Source organism: Calothrix sp. NIES-3974, assembly GCF_002368395.1.
Lineage (GTDB): Bacteria > Cyanobacteriota > Cyanobacteriia > Cyanobacteriales > Nostocaceae > NIES-3974.
In genome coordinates, this window is the sequence record NZ_AP018254.1 from 5,128,805 (window position 1) to 5,144,400 (window position 15,596).

12 protein-coding genes and 1 pseudogene are annotated in these 15,596 nt (G+C 40.3%); 5 read left to right on the plus strand and 8 right to left on the minus strand.

All coding sequences use genetic code 11. The annotated features are described in order from the left end of the window. Window positions 1–2: 2 nt before the first annotated feature. Window positions 3–617, minus strand: coding sequence for a (2Fe-2S) ferredoxin domain-containing protein (locus tag CDC37_RS20480; protein ID WP_096624624.1), 615 nt, complete (start codon window positions 615–617; stop codon window positions 3–5). 79 nt (window positions 618–696) lie between these two features. Further along, the gene (locus CDC37_RS20485; protein WP_231943131.1) at window positions 697–957 is read right to left on the minus strand and encodes an Asr1405/Asl0597 family protein; all 261 of its coding nucleotides are present in this window, start codon (window positions 955–957) and stop codon (window positions 697–699) included. A 277-nt stretch (window positions 958–1,234) separates the two neighbouring features. On the opposite strand from CDC37_RS20485, the gene CDC37_RS20490 reads away from it, so the two are divergent. Continuing rightward, window positions 1,235–2,413, plus strand: coding sequence for an esterase-like activity of phytase family protein (locus tag CDC37_RS20490; protein WP_096624626.1), 1,179 nt, complete (start codon window positions 1,235–1,237; stop codon window positions 2,411–2,413). 49 nt (window positions 2,414–2,462) lie between these two features. Here CDC37_RS20490 and CDC37_RS25855 read toward each other — a convergent pair. From CDC37_RS25855 to CDC37_RS20515, 5 genes and pseudogenes are all read right to left on the minus strand, one after another. Then, window positions 2,463–3,065 (minus strand): annotated as a pseudogene (locus CDC37_RS25855) (septal ring lytic transglycosylase RlpA family protein); the annotation flags it as partial. 951 nt (window positions 3,066–4,016) lie between these two features. Beyond that, a complete protein-coding gene (locus tag CDC37_RS20500) occupies window positions 4,017–5,273 on the minus strand; it encodes an HlyD family efflux transporter periplasmic adaptor subunit (protein ID WP_096624630.1) in 1,257 nt (418 codons plus the stop codon). 118 nt (window positions 5,274–5,391) lie between these two features. Further along, window positions 5,392–5,835, minus strand: coding sequence for a hypothetical protein (locus tag CDC37_RS20505; protein WP_096624632.1), 444 nt, complete (start codon window positions 5,833–5,835; stop codon window positions 5,392–5,394). Window positions 5,836–6,315: 480 nt separating this feature from the next. Continuing rightward, window positions 6,316–8,754 (minus strand): phosphoenolpyruvate synthase, encoded by a 2,439-nt coding sequence (ppsA, locus tag CDC37_RS20510; RefSeq protein ID WP_096624634.1) that lies wholly within the window; start codon window positions 8,752–8,754, stop codon window positions 6,316–6,318. A gap of 196 nt (window positions 8,755–8,950) precedes the next feature. Continuing rightward, on the minus strand, window positions 8,951–10,216 hold the full coding sequence (locus CDC37_RS20515; RefSeq protein WP_157780804.1) for a cytochrome P450: 1,266 nt from the start codon (window positions 10,214–10,216) through the stop codon (window positions 8,951–8,953). Between the two features lie 96 nt (window positions 10,217–10,312). Here CDC37_RS20515 and CDC37_RS20520 point away from each other — a divergent pair, with 96 nt between their 5' ends. Continuing rightward, a complete protein-coding gene (locus tag CDC37_RS20520) occupies window positions 10,313–11,071 on the plus strand; it encodes a sucrose-phosphate phosphatase (protein ID WP_096624638.1) in 759 nt (252 codons plus the stop codon). Then, window positions 11,068–11,700 carry a Holliday junction branch migration protein RuvA gene (ruvA, locus tag CDC37_RS20525; RefSeq protein ID WP_096624640.1) on the plus strand — a complete coding sequence of 211 codons (633 nt, stop codon included), beginning with the start codon at window positions 11,068–11,070 and terminating at the stop codon, window positions 11,698–11,700. The genes CDC37_RS20520 and ruvA overlap by 4 nt, the downstream gene beginning before the upstream one ends. Before the next feature lie 667 nt (window positions 11,701–12,367). Here ruvA and rpiA read toward each other — a convergent pair. Further along, window positions 12,368–13,078, minus strand: a complete 711-nt coding sequence (rpiA, locus tag CDC37_RS20530; protein WP_096624642.1) for a ribose-5-phosphate isomerase RpiA — start codon at window positions 13,076–13,078, stop codon at window positions 12,368–12,370. 186 nt (window positions 13,079–13,264) lie between these two features. On the opposite strand from rpiA, the gene hpsE reads away from it, so the two are divergent. Both hpsE and CDC37_RS20540 read left to right on the plus strand, forming a co-directional pair. Then, on the plus strand, window positions 13,265–14,242 hold the full coding sequence (hpsE, locus tag CDC37_RS20535) for a hormogonium polysaccharide biosynthesis glycosyltransferase HpsE (RefSeq protein ID WP_096624644.1): 978 nt from the start codon (window positions 13,265–13,267) through the stop codon (window positions 14,240–14,242). A gap of 228 nt (window positions 14,243–14,470) precedes the next feature. Then, window positions 14,471–15,466, plus strand: a complete 996-nt coding sequence (locus CDC37_RS20540; protein ID WP_096624646.1) for a glycosyltransferase — start codon at window positions 14,471–14,473, stop codon at window positions 15,464–15,466. Window positions 15,467–15,596: the final 130 nt, after the last annotated feature.

Here is a 15,596-nt window from a genome sequence, read left to right on the forward strand (position 1 = left end):
ATTTACGCAACCTGGGCGATCGCTTGTTTGATTTTATCTGGATTTTGGAGACAATGTTTGGCGATCAATGCTGGTACGTCTTCGCTACGAACATGGCTGTGACGGGTTTTATCTGGCATTACTAAATTTACCCCGCCTTTACAATTTTTCATACAGCCTGTTGCTTTGATTTGTACTTGTCCGTCTAAATTTTGTTTCTGAATTTCTGCTTGTAATGCAGCACAGACGGATTTTCCACCCCGTTTCATACAATCTGATTTCTGACACATCAAAATTGTTGCTGGTTTGGTTTTTGCTGGGGTGGATTCGGATGTTGGTGGTACATCCAATTCTACAGCTTGAGAACTTGCAGCCATCACCCATTCCGCTTTCAGTTTGACTACCCCCGTATCTGCGTCAACTTTTTTTGTACCGATTATTTGTAATAATGTCCCTTTCCCTAAGTTCCAATTGAAGCGATCGCGCAAATGTTTGGAAAGCTTGACATAATATTCACCTTCTCTGGTCCCTATCATCAAACCCTTGAGTTTATAACCATCCTTGATTACTAAATCAATAAATTTTCCTTCTAAACAAAATTCTGATTTATAATTTTTTGCAAACAGATGTTTACCCATAATTCCCTCAGCTTGTACCTGTAAACGACTTCTAATTTCGATTTTTGCGATTTTGCGGATGCTTCCAGGATTAACTTCCCTAATCCGCTTGAATTTGCCAACAGCGCTCTAACCGTGCAATTAATTCACTTCGGGAACCAACCACCAGACGCACCATACACCAGACCTGGACGACTTCGCGAATACTTTCAACTTCAACCCTCAACGGTTGATGGGAACTACACCAACATTTGATATTTAAATCCTGTAACCGTCGATATACCTCCCAGCGATCGCTATCTTGGAGTGCGATCGCATCCCTAATTCCCCCTACTACATTCTGCTGTTCCTCCAAATCCATTTCCCCCTTACTTCTAAACTTTACCAAGTAGATTTACCAACTAACTGCAATAATCTTTCATCTAGCATACCTCAAACGCTAACTTTTCTCATTAAAATCTGAAAAAAAAGATAAAACTAGACTAAGCCAAAAATAACGGGAGGGAGTAGTAAATATAATCTTGCTTGATGTCAAAGTCTTTCCTACTTACACCCATGAAAAATAGTTTCCAGTAACATTTACAGCATCAGTCATCTCCTGTATCCTGTCTCCTGACGACCGTCTCCGATTAATAACCATGACTTTCCCCAAAATCCTAACCTGGAAAATATTTATATATATTTGTATTCCCGTTATCATTTTTGCTTTGGTAATTAGCAACTTACCGTCCTATGGAATGGAAATAACAGGAATCGAATTTAGTGGAGAAGCGGAACTTCCGATTGGTACAACCTTTGAGAATACACCCTTTGGGGGATTATCGGGGATTACATACGACGACAAAAACGACCAGTACTATGCAATCTCCGATGACCGCAGCGATCGCGCACCTGCTAGATTCTACACCCTCAAGTTGAATTTGCGCGATGGTCAGTTAGCACAAAATGGGATTCAACCTGTTGCTGTCACCTTTGTTACAGATAAAAACGGGAAAAACTTTGCACCGGGAACCATAGATGGGGAAGGAATTGCTTTAAGCGATCGCAATAGTGTGTATATCTCTTCAGAGGGAGATGTAGCTGCTAAAATCAACCCGTTTATCAAGGAATTTTCCCTAATGACTGGACGGGAAATATCCACACTACCCATACCAGATAAATTTCTCCCATCAGCAGATGGAACTAGAGGTGTGAGAAATAATCTTGCTTTTGAGGCTTTAACAATTACACCGAACCAACGATATTTATATACTGCAACAGAAAATGCCCTCTTCCAAGATGGTGCAGAAGTCCAACCAGGAACCACAACACCTTGTCGGATTTTAGAATTTAATTTAACAACCCAACAACCAGCCAAAGAATTTTTATATATTACTGACCCTGTTAATTCTAGATTTGCACGAGTTACTGGAAAATATGCCAATGGAATTCCTGACTTGTTAGCCTTAGATAACCAGGGACATTTTCTCAGTATTGAGCGTGCATTTACTGGTATTGGCTTTACAATTCAATTATTTCAGGTTTCCCTAGAAGGAGCAACAGATATCAGTAAAATTGATAGTATCAAAAGTGTTGATATCAATCAAATTCAACCAGTACAAAAAAAACTTTTACTGGACCTACGTCAAACAGGTGTATTTCTTGACAATATTGAGGGTTTAACCCTCGGTCCCCGTCTTCCTAACGGTCAACCAACCTTAATTTTAGTGAGCGATAATAACTTTCAAAATCTACAGCGTACCCAGGTACTAGCATTTAAATTAAAAATAAAAACCCAACCATTAATTGAGCTATTACGTAGAATTAGTAATTTGTAATACCCCCATAGCGGATATTACAAACTACGAATTACGAATTACCACAATCCTACTGTAAAACTTCTAACTGCACCATTGCGACACCACTACTAATCATACCAATTTGTTGGGCAGCACCTAAAGATATATCAATGATTCGACCCCCAGTGAAAGGACCCCGGTCATTAATACGTACTATCACAGAACGACCATTGCGAAGATTCGTGACGCGAACTCTGGTTCCAAAGGGTAGAGAACGATGTGCTGCTGTTAATTGGTGGGGGTTAAATCTTTCTCCGTTAGCTGTGCGTCGATATCTGGAACCTTCATAGCTATAGTATGAAGCCATACCTCTATGGGTTGCACGAACGCGGGAATTAGTGATTGTGGTGGTTTTGGGTGATTGGGTAAGGATTTTTTTGGTGGGAGCGATCGCTTGTTGACCAGGTTTAACAGGTTTAACGGGAGTTTTTTTGGTTTCTGATTGTGAGACTTTTACGGGTTTAGTTGGTGTGGGTTTTGCAGATGCGATCGGATTTGATGGTGTAACTGCAATATGGGGGAATGAATTGAGGGGTTTAGCATTTCCCAGTAAACGACGCATCCGATTTGCTGCTTGTAATGTGTCTTGAGCGATATTTCCGGTTGTATCGGGTAAACGGGTATTGGCGTTTAATTCGATAAATTCTTGACCATCGACACGAATAAAATAACGCACGTCGTCCGATGCATGCGCTTTTTTACTACTAACAGTTATTTGGTTGGCATCAATTTTGTTGGCGGCTAATTGATTAATTTTTTCGGCAATTTGAGTTGCTTGAAGTTCGGAATTATCACTTGCGGCATCACTGATAAATGTGAGGAAGGGAATACTTCTAATATATAAAGTTGTAGCGGATTGTCCAGCTATTTGATGTTTATGTATTGTCGTAATTTGATTAAGATTGACTCTAGTAACTGGTGGTAGTTGGGATTTATCTGTTGTGATATCATCGGCAGTAGGATTACTCGGTTGTGCTGCTGTATTTGCTTGTGCTGCTGTGGGAATTGCGAATGCGGTTGTAGATAGGGCGACAACTGAAAATAATTGTGTTTTGTTCATGGATTTGCTTGTTGAATGAATCAATGGAGAACTGCAATTTCATAGCGGAAACACTGCACAATCTACTTGATATCACCCAATAAAATTTTTAACTATAAAGTATGTATGTTGACAAATTTTGTGAAGAATGGTCCCTACACCTTTAATAGTTGATGCCGTTGATCAATCTCTATTAAGGTAACTTAACCATTCGTAAATGGTCAAAATATACTAACCATGACCTTCACTATTTGCTAATCACTAATTTCGTCTCAATCCGATGCCATTTATCAACATGATTTGGATCGGACTTCGTTAATTTATCAGATGCAAATTGGTCTTTCCAAGCTAAATACGTTACATCTTTGCACAAATATTTTACACGCATCTACCTCAAGATACAGAATAAGTAGTCGCGACTGTTCCCAGTGTCACAATGCATAAAGGCTTACACAGATCACGCTTTGATCGAGCGACGAAGAGATGAAAGTGGTTTTTTCCCACTCCCTACTCCCGATTTACTCTTCTCATCATCCACTGTGATTACTGATCAATATCCACAGTGATCCGTACTTGCAAATTGGTTAACCCTGCGACTTTCGGGGTATCTTCTGCATCTAATTTGACTTTCACTTCTACAACCCGCGCATCCCTATCAGCTGCGGGGTCTGCATCTAGAATATCTTGTTTTTTGATTTGCAGACCAATATGGTCAACGGTTCCGTGCAATGTACCTGCAAACCCGCCATGTTCGCTGATAATACTTGCACGCTGACCGACTTGAATTTTGCCGATATCGGTTTCATAAACTTCTGCGATCGCATACATTTGTTGGGTGCGTCCTAGTTCCACAATCCCCTGACTGGTGTTGACTTGTTCGCCTACACGGGTATTAATTTTTAAGATTTGTCCCGCAACGGGTGAACGAACATAAAAGTCGTCTAATTCGGCTTTGATGCGATTAATTTGCAAGGTAGCTTTTTTCACTTGCTCCTCAGCAATCCGTATATCCACTGGACGCACTTCTTTTAATTTTGACAACATGGCTGTCTCGGTTTGAATTTGCTTTTGCAGGGTGGATACGGTGGTGGCGAGTCTGGCTTTAGCGGCTTCTAGATTGGCTGCTGCGCTTACCCATGCTTCCCGTTTATCATCTAGTGCCGCCGTTGACACTGCCCCTTCCAGGTGTAGTGTTTGGTATCTATTGTAACTCTTAGTCGCGTTTTCCAGTTCGGCGGTTGCACGGTTAATTGCTGCTTGTTTTTCTAGGGTTTCCGTTGTCAGTTGGGCTTTGATTCGGGCAATATTTGCTTCTTGGGCTGCAATTTCTGCTAATTTTGCGTCTCCTGATTTAATTTTTGCCAGTTTTGCCGTTTCCACAGCCAAATTTTGTTCTGCTTCTGCCAATTCCATTTGTTTTTTATCGATTCCTTGCAAAATGGCAATGGTTTGTCCGGCTTTGACCCGATCTCCTTCCTTCACTAGCAATTGATTGACGCGGCTATCTTGAGCATAGGCTACTGACAATTTAATCACTTCCCCTTCCGGTTGTAGTCGTCCAGAAGCGGTTATTCTTGTAATGGGAGCAATAGTAATATTTTCAATTGGTGTGGATTTGTGGGTTTGAATTTGGGAAATTAGGTATACTGAACCCGTGCCAATTATCGTGAGAAAAAATATACCTGTCAGCCAAGGAATAATTTTTTTACCTGTCTGGGGTTGGGGAAGATTGGTGGGTGGTACAAAGGTGGAATTGGGAGAATCTTCCGCTTGGGTTTGGTGATTTTTGGTAATAGCCATAGTTCAAAAACGGAATAAATTGGAGCCAATTGATTTATCCCATATTCACCTTGTATCGTAAAAATTTGAGGAAGTTGTGAAGTGAAGCAAAAAGCAACAAAAGTCATCCCCACAGGTTCTAACTCTTCTGAATATGTAATTGAGGGTGCTGCATACCTGCTTGCATCCATTGGTAGGCAACGATATTTAATAATAAACCAATCAAAAATAAAAATATCATTAATGCAATTTGTGACCAGACAATTGGTTTTACACCTAAATCCATGATGAGATGGATGAGATTCATCACTGAGTAGAAAACTGTCAAACAGAAATGAATTAATCGGTATTTTGGAGATTGAGTATAGCTAGTAGCAATAATTGCTAACATCGGCAAGGTAAAGAAAATTAACATTAGCCACAATGTTAATGATATATCTTGTAAATCGTGGGCATGTAGATTAGGATGGGCAACACTTAAACCATGAAATAATGGTATTAAAGCTAATTGGGTATGGAATAGTGTTCCTAATAGAAAAACATTCCATAAAACAGTGATTTTATGCTGATATTTGTTAAGCATTTTTGCAAATTACCATCAATTATAAATTAGTCTGGTGGGAAGATGTGTAAAATCTGACATTCCGGATTTTTGACTGTTCACTGTTGATAGTTAAACATCAACAGTTAAACTGATATTTTTCATCCTGGAAATAGGATGGTTATAGATGTTTTTTATCAAAATCTGGCGTTGCTGATTTGATGGATGAAATTCATTTGTCGGATGTGTAAAACCCCTATAGAGACGCGATATAGCCTCTTTCAGAGGAGCTTCGCTAACGCGTCTCTACATTTTTTTTCTATCAGGATTTAGTAACGCTGAAAACCCGATTTTAACCTCAGAGGATGTTTGTCAAGTATCACTATTTGACTATCGTCCTAACTCTGGACATGGGGTTATAAAACTGATTTTTCCTTTGAGAGTACAGACGCGACATGTCGCGTCTCTTCCCATTCCCAAAAACGATAATTCAAGTATTAAAAATAACTTTTTAAACAACCTCTAAGAACCAGCTTCTGCGTCAGCAATTTCCAACATGGTTTTCAACACAGAATCAGGATTAAGACTAATTGAATCAATCCCTAATTCTACCAAAAACCGAGCAAATTCCGGATAGTCACTGGGTGCTTGTCCACAAATACCTATTTTCCGGTTATACTGTTTTGCTGTTTGAATTACCTGGGCAATCATCCGTTTAACAGCTTCATTCCGTTCATCAAATAAATGAGCGACTAATTCCGAATCTCGATCCAATCCAAGGGTTAATTGGGTGAGGTCATTAGAACCAATGGAAAAGCCGTCAAATATTTCGCTAAATTTATCAGCAAGTTGGACATTACTGGGTAATTCACACATGACATAAACTTGCAAATTATTTTCTCCCCTGACCAAACCATGTTGAGCCATTTCTGCGAGAACCCGTTGACCTTCCTGGGGAGTACGACAGAATGGTACCATTAAAATCACATTATTTAAACCCATTTCATCGCGAACTTTTTTCATGGCTTGACATTCTAAAGCAAAGCCTTCACGATATTTTTCGTCGTAGTAACGGGATGCACCACGCCAACCAATCATCGGGTTTTCTTCTGCTGGTTCAAATTGTTTTCCTCCTAGTAGATTCGCGTATTCATTACTCTTGAAATCGCTCAAGCGCACGATAACTGGTTTCGGATAAAATGCTGCTGCAATTGTACCAATTCCCTGGGCGAGTTTATCAACAAAAAATTCTGCTTTATTCGCATACTGAAGTGTCAACTCGGCAATTTTATATTTGGCTAGTTCGTCTTCTAACTCATCAAAATGCAGTAAGGCTAAGGGATGGGCTTTAATTTGGTTGGCAATAATAAATTCCATCCTTGCTAAACCGACACCATCATTGGGTAGTCCTGATAAACCAAAAGCTTCCTCTGGATTACCCACATTCATCATAATTTTCGTGCGGGTGCGGGGTAATTCTGCTAAAGGTATTTCCTGAATTTGATAGTCTAACAATCCTCGATAAACCTTACCGGTTTCTCCCTCCGCACAGGACACCGTAATTTCATCTCCAGTTTGAATTACTTGAGTTGCATTTCCACAACCCACAATTGCGGGAATTCCCATTTCCCTAGCAATAATTGCCGCATGACAAACCCGACCACCAGTATTAGTAATAATGGCACTGGCTTTTTTCATAATCGGTTCCCAATCCGGGTCAGTCCGGTTTGTCACTAATACTTCCCCTGGTTGAAACTGGTTAATTTGATTCACATTTAAAATTACCCTTGCTTTTCCATTGCCTATCATTTCACCGACAGCACGTCCCGTAATTAGTACATCACTTTTTGCGGATAATTGATAGGAACGTAGCACATTTTTACTCTTTTGCGATTGGACAGTTTCCGGTCGTGCTTGAACAATAAATAACTGATTTGTCAGACCATCTTTTGCCCATTCAATATCCATTGGTGTGTCTATTCCCCGTACTTGGGAATAATGTTGTTCAATCAAACAACACCAGTGAGCTAATTCTAAAATCTCCTCATCACTCAACGCAAACAAATTGCGATCGCATTCGGAAACGGGTACATTTTTCGTTTGTTTGGAACCACCGACATCGTAAATCATTTTGATTTCTTTGGTTCCCAAACGTTTACTTAAAATCGGCCGATACCCCGCTTTTAAAGTCGGTTTAAACACCAAATATTCGTCGGGATTTACTGAACCCTGAACCACGTTTTCTCCCAAACCGTAGGCAGCAGTAATCAAAGCCGCGTCTTTAAAACCTGTCTCCGTATCAATGGAAAACATCACTCCAGAGGTGGCTAAATCCGAGCGTACCATTTTTTGCACACCCACGGAAAGGGCTATATTAAAATGGTCAAAACCCTTAATTTGACGATAGGAAATCGCTCTATCGGTAAAAATGGAAGCAAAACACTTATGACAAGCTTCCAAAACCGATGCTAAACCATGCACATTCAGATAGGTTTCCTGCTGTCCCGCAAAACTCGCATCCGGTAAATCTTCCGCAGTTGCACTGGAACGCACCGCCACATCTGTATTCATACCATATTCTAAACATAACTGATGATAACTCTGGGCGATCGCTTCCTCTAAATCCGCAGGAAAAGGTGTTTGCAACATTAAAGCTCGTGCTTGCTTACCCCGTTGACGCAGATTATCCATGTCCGTCACGTCCAAATCAGCAAACACCTGCCGTAATTTTTCCTCCAAACCCGCACTCTCAATAAAATAACGGTAAGCATAGGCTGTTGTTGCAAAACCTGTCGGAACCCTTACCCCTTGAGGTGTTAACTCCTGAATCATTTCTCCCAAGGAAGCATTTTTTCCACCTACCAAAGGAATATCTGCAATCCCAACGGATGTAAATGGTAGTACTAATGCTCGTTCTTTGGCATCCCGGTTAACTTGAGGATTTACGCGTGTTTCCAGCATGGGAAAATTTCCTTGTACATTTAAGCTCACACCTTTGTTTATACGCAGATAATTTGAGGAAGTTGTGAGGATACCAATCCTGGGAGAATATGGAAAGTGTAGTCGGGAGCATCCCCAATATGTAAAAACATCCAAATGTCATTGCAAAATCCGTTTGATGCAGTCAGGATTCCCTCAATCGAATGATTACTAATTCCTAAGTACCAACACTAGATGGGGTATCCCACTCCACCCAAAAATTTAATAACCCCCGAATAATAATACTCGGATAATAGAGGATTTCTTGATTAGGAACCATCCGTAAATTAGATAAACGCTGAGTCAAGACTTCTAACGCGATTCTCCCTTCTAAACGCGCTAGTGCAGCACCAACACAGTAATGAATTCCCCCCCCAAAAGCCAAATGCTTACCGTTAGGAGGACGCTGGATGTCAAAACTTTCTGGTTCAGAAAACTGAATTTCGTCACGATTACCTGATGCGTACAGCAGTTGTAAGCGTGCTCCCTTTGGTATCTGCACTCCACCTAATTCTACAGCTTCGGTGGTTGTACGAATTAATCCCGGTACTGGGGACTCAAAACGTAATACCTCCTCCACCGCATTTACAGCCAAGCTAGGGTTTTGTTGCAAGGCTTCTAATTGTTCCGGATGCTGTACTAATAAGGCTACAGCATTACCAATCAAATGGGCAGTGGTTTCATGTCCCGCAAATACTAGTTGCATGACTAAACTAATAATTTCTGCTGGGGAAAGATTGGCTTCTCCCTCAACAGTCGCGTTGAGTAAAGCTGTCAGTAGGTCTGGTTGGGGATTGACCGAGCGCTGTTCTAATATATCGGTGACGTAGTGTTGTAAGGATACAAAACTGCGAGCGCACTCGACATGTTGTTCTACTGGTGCTCCCCCAGAAAGTATGACCAGCCAATCATCACACCATTTCTTAACGGTTTGAATATCTGCACGGGGAATTCCTAAAAAATCACCCATGATTAACAAGGGGAGGGGAGATGCAAATTTTGAGACAATATCAACACGACCAGCATCTATCCATTCGTCTACTAGTGCATTAGCTGTAGCATAAATTCGAGGTTCCAAGGCTGCAATGCTTGCTGGTGTGAGTACACTATTGACTAAAGCTCGGATACGTGTGTGTCCAGGTGGATCATTATCGACAAGGCTGGGACGTGGCATATTCGGATAGCCCTCTTTTAAAACGGCTTCCACCTCTGGACTGACTTCTAAATCCACAAGGTTTGAGTTGGCGGAGGAAAAACTTTTTGTATCTTTCAATACCTGGATTATGTCCGCGTAACGGGTTACAATCCAAAGTCTGAGGGTTGGACTATAGAATATGGGGTATTCTTGTCTCGCTTGACGGAGAAACCCATAGGGATTGGCTTGGTGTTCGGGTGATAGGGGAAGGTATGATGGTTGTGTGAAATTGTTGCTATTAGTAGGCATTGTTTTTTGAATAATTTTGACCCATGGCGATCGCATTACTAACTATACTAAATGTGGACAAAAATAGTTAATGTAGCGCAGCTAGGACACGGGGTAATGACACCATTTGTATTTGTGAGCGATTTAGACCACACTTTTGTCAATCACGACGTAGAGGAAGATAGACAACGCTGGGAACTGCAAGAAAAATTAGATGCTCATCGACAAAAATACGGTACCAAGATAGTTTATGCTACTGGGCGATCGCCCCAACTATACCAGGAATTAGCTGTAGAAAAACAACTCATTTCACCCGATGCATTAGTTTTATCCGTGGGTACGGAGATATATATGCAAGGTAGCGATACACCAGATACGGAGTGGGTTAATTTATTAGCACAAAATTGGCAGAGGGAAACGGTTGTCAAAACGGCGGCGAAATTTCCAGAATTAAAAGCGCAACCAGATTCAGAACAACGCCAGTTTAAGGTGAGTTTTTGGCTGGAGGAGGAATATTCAGAAAAAATTTTGCCGGAAATTGAGTCAGAGTTGCGAAAATATGCTTTAAATATAAAGTTAATCTATAGTAGCGGAATTGACCTTGACATTGTTCCGGCGAACAGTGATAAAGGTCAAGCAATGCACTTCCTCCGTCAAAGGTGGGAATTTGCAGCTGCACAGACGGTTGCGTGTGGTGATTCTGGCAATGATATTGCATTGTTTGCAACTGGTGAGTCCAGGGGGATTATCGTTGGTAATGCTCGTCCGGAATTAATTCAGTGGCATCATCAAAATCCCAACCCCAACCGCTACCTTGCGCAAAATATTTGTGCAGGGGGGATTCTCGAAGGACTAAACCATTTTGGGTTCTTATGATTAGTTATCTTAAAGGAATTGTTGCTGGCGTTCAAAGTGGTAATGGTAATCGTCACATTCTCACCTTGGAGGTGAATGGAATCGGTTATGATTTACAAGTACCAGCCCGTTTGGCCCAGCAGTTACCCAATTCGGGTGATATGGTACAGGTATTTACCCATTATCAGGTGCGGGAAGAAGTACCATTTTTGTATGGGTTTGCTTCCCCCGCAGAACGGGATTTATTTCGGTATTTAATTGGTGTCAGTGGGATTGGTGCGGCATTAGCGATCGCACTTTTAGATACCCTAGAATTACCTGAGTTAGTCCAAGCAATTGTCACTGCTAATGTGCAATTATTAATACAAGCTCCAGGTGTGGGGAAAAAGACCGCCGAGCGTATTTGTTTGGAACTGAAGAGTAAATTAATCGAATGGCGCAAAACAGCAGGCTTCTTTGTCGCCACAGAGGGACCTGCTTCTGGTATCCTAGATGAAGTCCAAAGCACTTTACTGGCACTTGGGTATACGGCAAGTGAGGTGAGCCATGCTTTACACTTTGTCAGTGAGGATATTGGTTTGGCGAAAGATGCCTATGTGGAGGAATGGATTCGCCAAGCGATCGCCCATTTAAGTAGCGAACAGGTTTAGTTAATGGGAATTCGACGGATTTGAAACTCTATAATCCTTGTGAATCCAATATTTTGGATGTTCAGGTTCCAGTTAACCTCTAGTACCGTTTGACTTTGGAGAGGGAGTAGGGGATGCGGGGAAAGAAAATATGTCAAAGTTTTTGTAGAATGGTATAAGTATTAGTTGAGAACAAAGTCAATAACTGGCTATTCCCAGTTTACTATAGCAATCTGGTGCCATTTGTGAGAAAACACTTAAATAAAAATCCTTAATTTACAGGCATTCTAGCTTTGATTTCTTCTCACGTATCATTTAGGACTGCTATAGTCCTATTCTCAATAGATGAGGAGGTTTTTAAAAACCTTTTATTTTCCACGAATATTGCTGGACAAGAATTGAGCTTCTCTGTAGGGGTAGGGAAGGGAGAATAGGGTTGGAGGAAATGCTTTGATATCGATTCTCTTGTACTTTGAAATCGAAATCGAAATCAATGAAACTATAGCAATCCGATTTAAGTAGTGAAAAATTGTGTGCCGTTGACTGGTGACTATTAACCGTCAACAGTCAACCGTCAACCGTTAGCAACCCTACATATAAGATTTCACAAATTATTGAGGACTGCGGTAACTGTAAGAGCTTTCAAATCCAAAATCCAAAATCCAAAATCTAAAATCGAATAATCCAATTACATTTGCCTCACATGAGGTTTCCCATCCTTGACCTCACCAATGAGAACAATATCCGCACAGTTGACAAAAATACCATTTTCCAGAACTCCGGGAATATTATTAATTGTTTTCTCCAAATTTACTGGGTCAGGGATATCGTCAAAACGTACATCAATTACCATATTTCCTTGGTCAGTAATTACTGGTCCAGCCTTTTTCACACCCATGCGCAATTCCGGCTTTCCTCCTAATTTGGTTAGCGTATTCATCACCGGAGTCATCGCCATCGGAATCACCTCCACAGGGACAGCAAATACTGACCCTAATTTAGCAACTAATTTACCGCTATCAACGACCACCACAAACTGATTCGCCAAATAATCAACCACCTTTTCCCGTGTATGAGCAGCACCACCACCCTTAATCAAATTTTTTTGGGGGTCAACCTCATCTGCACCATCAATGGCAATATCGATGTGGTCAATTGCATCCAGGGTGACAAGGGGAATACCATATTTTTTCGCTAGAACTTCCGCTTGAAAGGAAGTCGGAATGCCAACTATATCCTGCAATTCCCCTGATTTCAGCCTTTCGCCGATATATTGAATTGCATAGGCGGTTGTTGAACCTGTACCTAAACCCACAATCATCCCTGATTTTACCAAAGCAGCTGCGGCTTTGCCTACCTCTTGTTTCATGAGGGTTGTGGGGTCTAATCCTGCGGTCATTCCCAAAGCTCCTGATTATTATTTCTTGGCATTTAGTGATTACATGTCCATCCTACCCCTAGAAGGGGAAGTTTCGGGACTCTTAACTAGGAAGCAATTCTGTTTTTTCTTCCTAACCCATGAAATATCTAAGTAACTTTGGGCACACTAACTATAGAAATTTGAATGTGTCTGAATATCCAAACCATGCTTTTTGACATTACAGTTGCCATTACCACTTACAACGGTGCGGAGAGGGTAGGTCAAGTTTTAGACTTACTCCAACATCAAACCGGAGTGGAAAATATATCATGGGAAATAATCGTTGTTGATAATAATAGCAGCGATCGCACAGCTGAGGTGATCCAAGCATATCAACAAAGTTGGCAAGGAAGCGCTAGATTGCGGTATGTATTTGAAGGGAAACAGGGATTAGCCTATGCACGCGATCGCGCAGTCAATGAAGCTGATAGTCCTTGGGTGGGTTTTTTGGATGATGATAACCTTCCTGCAAGTAATTGGGTTGCAGCAGCCTATAATTTTGCTACGGAACATCCAGAAGCGGGTGCGATCGCCAGTCAAATCCACGGTTTATTTGCAACGGAACCAGATCAAGAGTTAAAACAAATCCTCTTCTATCTAGCAATTACCGAACGTGGTGAAAAACCTCTGCGATACGAACCCAAGCAAAAGGGTGTTCCACCGGGAGCAGGAATTGTCATCCGTCGTCAAGCTTGGTTGGAATCGGTTCCTAAACAACTATTATTTATCGGTAGAACTGCAAAATCATTCGTTGGTGCAGAAGACGCAGAAGCATTACTACATATTCACAACCACGGTTGGGAAATTTGGTACAACCCAGCAATGGAAATTCAGCATGTGATTCCAGCATGGCGATTACAACGAGATTATTTAACTAAACTTATGCGGGGAATTGGTTTAAGTCGTTACTATTTACGTATGTTATTAATTCCTGCATGGAAGCGTCCTCTAGGATTGGTAATATATTTAGTCAATGATTTCCGTAAACTCCTCATCTACTGGTTACGCAATCGTCAGGAAATCTCAGAAAATCTGGTTATTGCTTGTGAATTTGAACGTCTATTCGGTTCCCTCCTTAGTCCCTTTTATACATGGAAAATTCGTCTTCATAATTATTTTCACAAGTCATTAACAGTCAACTAAAAATCTCTGCAATTTCACTGATGATAATTGAATTAAAAGCACATTATTATTTATAGTCTGTTAGTAGTTAATTATCAAAAAAATACCAATTTCCCAAAATCCAACAGATAAATTTTACTTGTAGAGACGCGATATATCGCGTCTAATAATGATATATCGCGTCTAATAATGATATATCACATCTACTAATATTCATATATGTATTACTAGTAATTCAAAAATAATTAAATGCCAGAAGTATCCGTAATTATTCCTGTATACAATGCCCAGGAAACCATTCAAGAAACAATTAACAGCGTTTTAAATCAATCATTTACAGACTTTGAACTCATTATTATTAATGCAGGCTCCACCGACAGAACATTATCAATTATCAGGGAATTTACAGATACACGGATTCAGGTTTTTAATTATAAACCGGCCAATGTCGCTGTTAATCGCAATCGTGGTTTTAACCACACTCAAGGTAAATATATCACCTTTTTAGATGCCGATGATTTATGGACATCAGATAAGCTAGCAGACCAAGTTCAAACCCTAATTGAAAATCCAGATGCAGCCGTTGTTTATAGCTGGACAGATTGTATTGATGAACAAGGTAAAATAATTCGTCACTGTTCCTATCCCCGATGGAATGGTGATGTTTATCCCCAATTATTACTAGATGATTTTATTGGTAGCGGTTCCAATGTGATGATGCGTCGGGAAGCATTTATAAGTATTGGTGGATTTGATGAAAGTCTTACAAATGCGCAAGATACAGATATGTGGATACGTCTTGCTCAACTATATCAATTTGCAGTGGTGACTAAATCTCAAATACGTTATCGTATTCGGAGTAATTCCATGTCATCAAATATTATAGGGTTAGAAAAATCGAATTTAAAAGTTATAGAAAGGGCGTTTTCCCATAGCAAAGCTCAATCATATCAGCATCTCAAACGTGACAGTTTAGGTAATCTCTATAAATATTTAAGTTATAAATCCTTAGATGTATTACCGGGTCAACAAAAAAATTGGCACATCATACGCTTTTTGTTTAACACTATTTATTATGATGTTTCAATGTTAATCAAACCGATTATTTATAAAGCTATTTTCAAGCTAATTATCATGGCAATTTTACCTGGAAATTTAGCTCAGAATATTTTGGGTAAATATCCCAAAGTAGCCAATACTAGTACATTCCTGGGTTATGAAAAGTTACCCGTAATACCAATTTAAAAAATAATGCCAAAGAGAAATCGTGTTTATGGTAATGGTAGAGACGTAATATATTACGTCTCCAGGTCTCATATCCTGGATATACTAAACAATTTGTAAATGGGTATAAGTTAATGATATCAACAGTTGA

Excerpts from the sequence above, each read along its gene's own strand:
- ruvA (WP_096624640.1), top strand. The coding sequence starts at position 11,068 with ATGATTAGTTATCTTAAAGGAATTGTTGCTGGCGTTCAAAGTGGTAAT.
- CDC37_RS20515 (WP_157780804.1), bottom strand. The coding sequence starts at position 10,216 with ATGCCTACTAATAGCAACAATTTCACACAACCATCATACCTTCCCCTA.
- CDC37_RS20480 (WP_096624624.1), bottom strand. The coding sequence starts at position 617 with ATGGGTAAACATCTGTTTGCAAAAAATTATAAATCAGAATTTTGTTTA.
- CDC37_RS20505 (WP_096624632.1), bottom strand. The coding sequence starts at position 5,835 with ATGCTTAACAAATATCAGCATAAAATCACTGTTTTATGGAATGTTTTT.
- rpiA (WP_096624642.1), bottom strand. The coding sequence starts at position 13,078 with ATGACCGCAGGATTAGACCCCACAACCCTCATGAAACAAGAGGTAGGC.
- CDC37_RS20485 (WP_231943131.1), bottom strand. The coding sequence starts at position 957 with ATGGATTTGGAGGAACAGCAGAATGTAGTAGGGGGAATTAGGGATGCG.
- CDC37_RS20500 (WP_096624630.1), bottom strand. The coding sequence starts at position 5,273 with ATGGCTATTACCAAAAATCACCAAACCCAAGCGGAAGATTCTCCCAAT.
- ppsA (WP_096624634.1), bottom strand. The coding sequence starts at position 8,754 with ATGCTGGAAACACGCGTAAATCCTCAAGTTAACCGGGATGCCAAAGAA.
- CDC37_RS20520 (WP_096624638.1), top strand. The coding sequence starts at position 10,313 with ATGACACCATTTGTATTTGTGAGCGATTTAGACCACACTTTTGTCAAT.
- CDC37_RS20540 (WP_096624646.1), top strand. The coding sequence starts at position 14,471 with ATGCCAGAAGTATCCGTAATTATTCCTGTATACAATGCCCAGGAAACC.
- CDC37_RS20490 (WP_096624626.1), top strand. The coding sequence starts at position 1,235 with ATGACTTTCCCCAAAATCCTAACCTGGAAAATATTTATATATATTTGT.
- hpsE (WP_096624644.1), top strand. The coding sequence starts at position 13,265 with ATGCTTTTTGACATTACAGTTGCCATTACCACTTACAACGGTGCGGAG.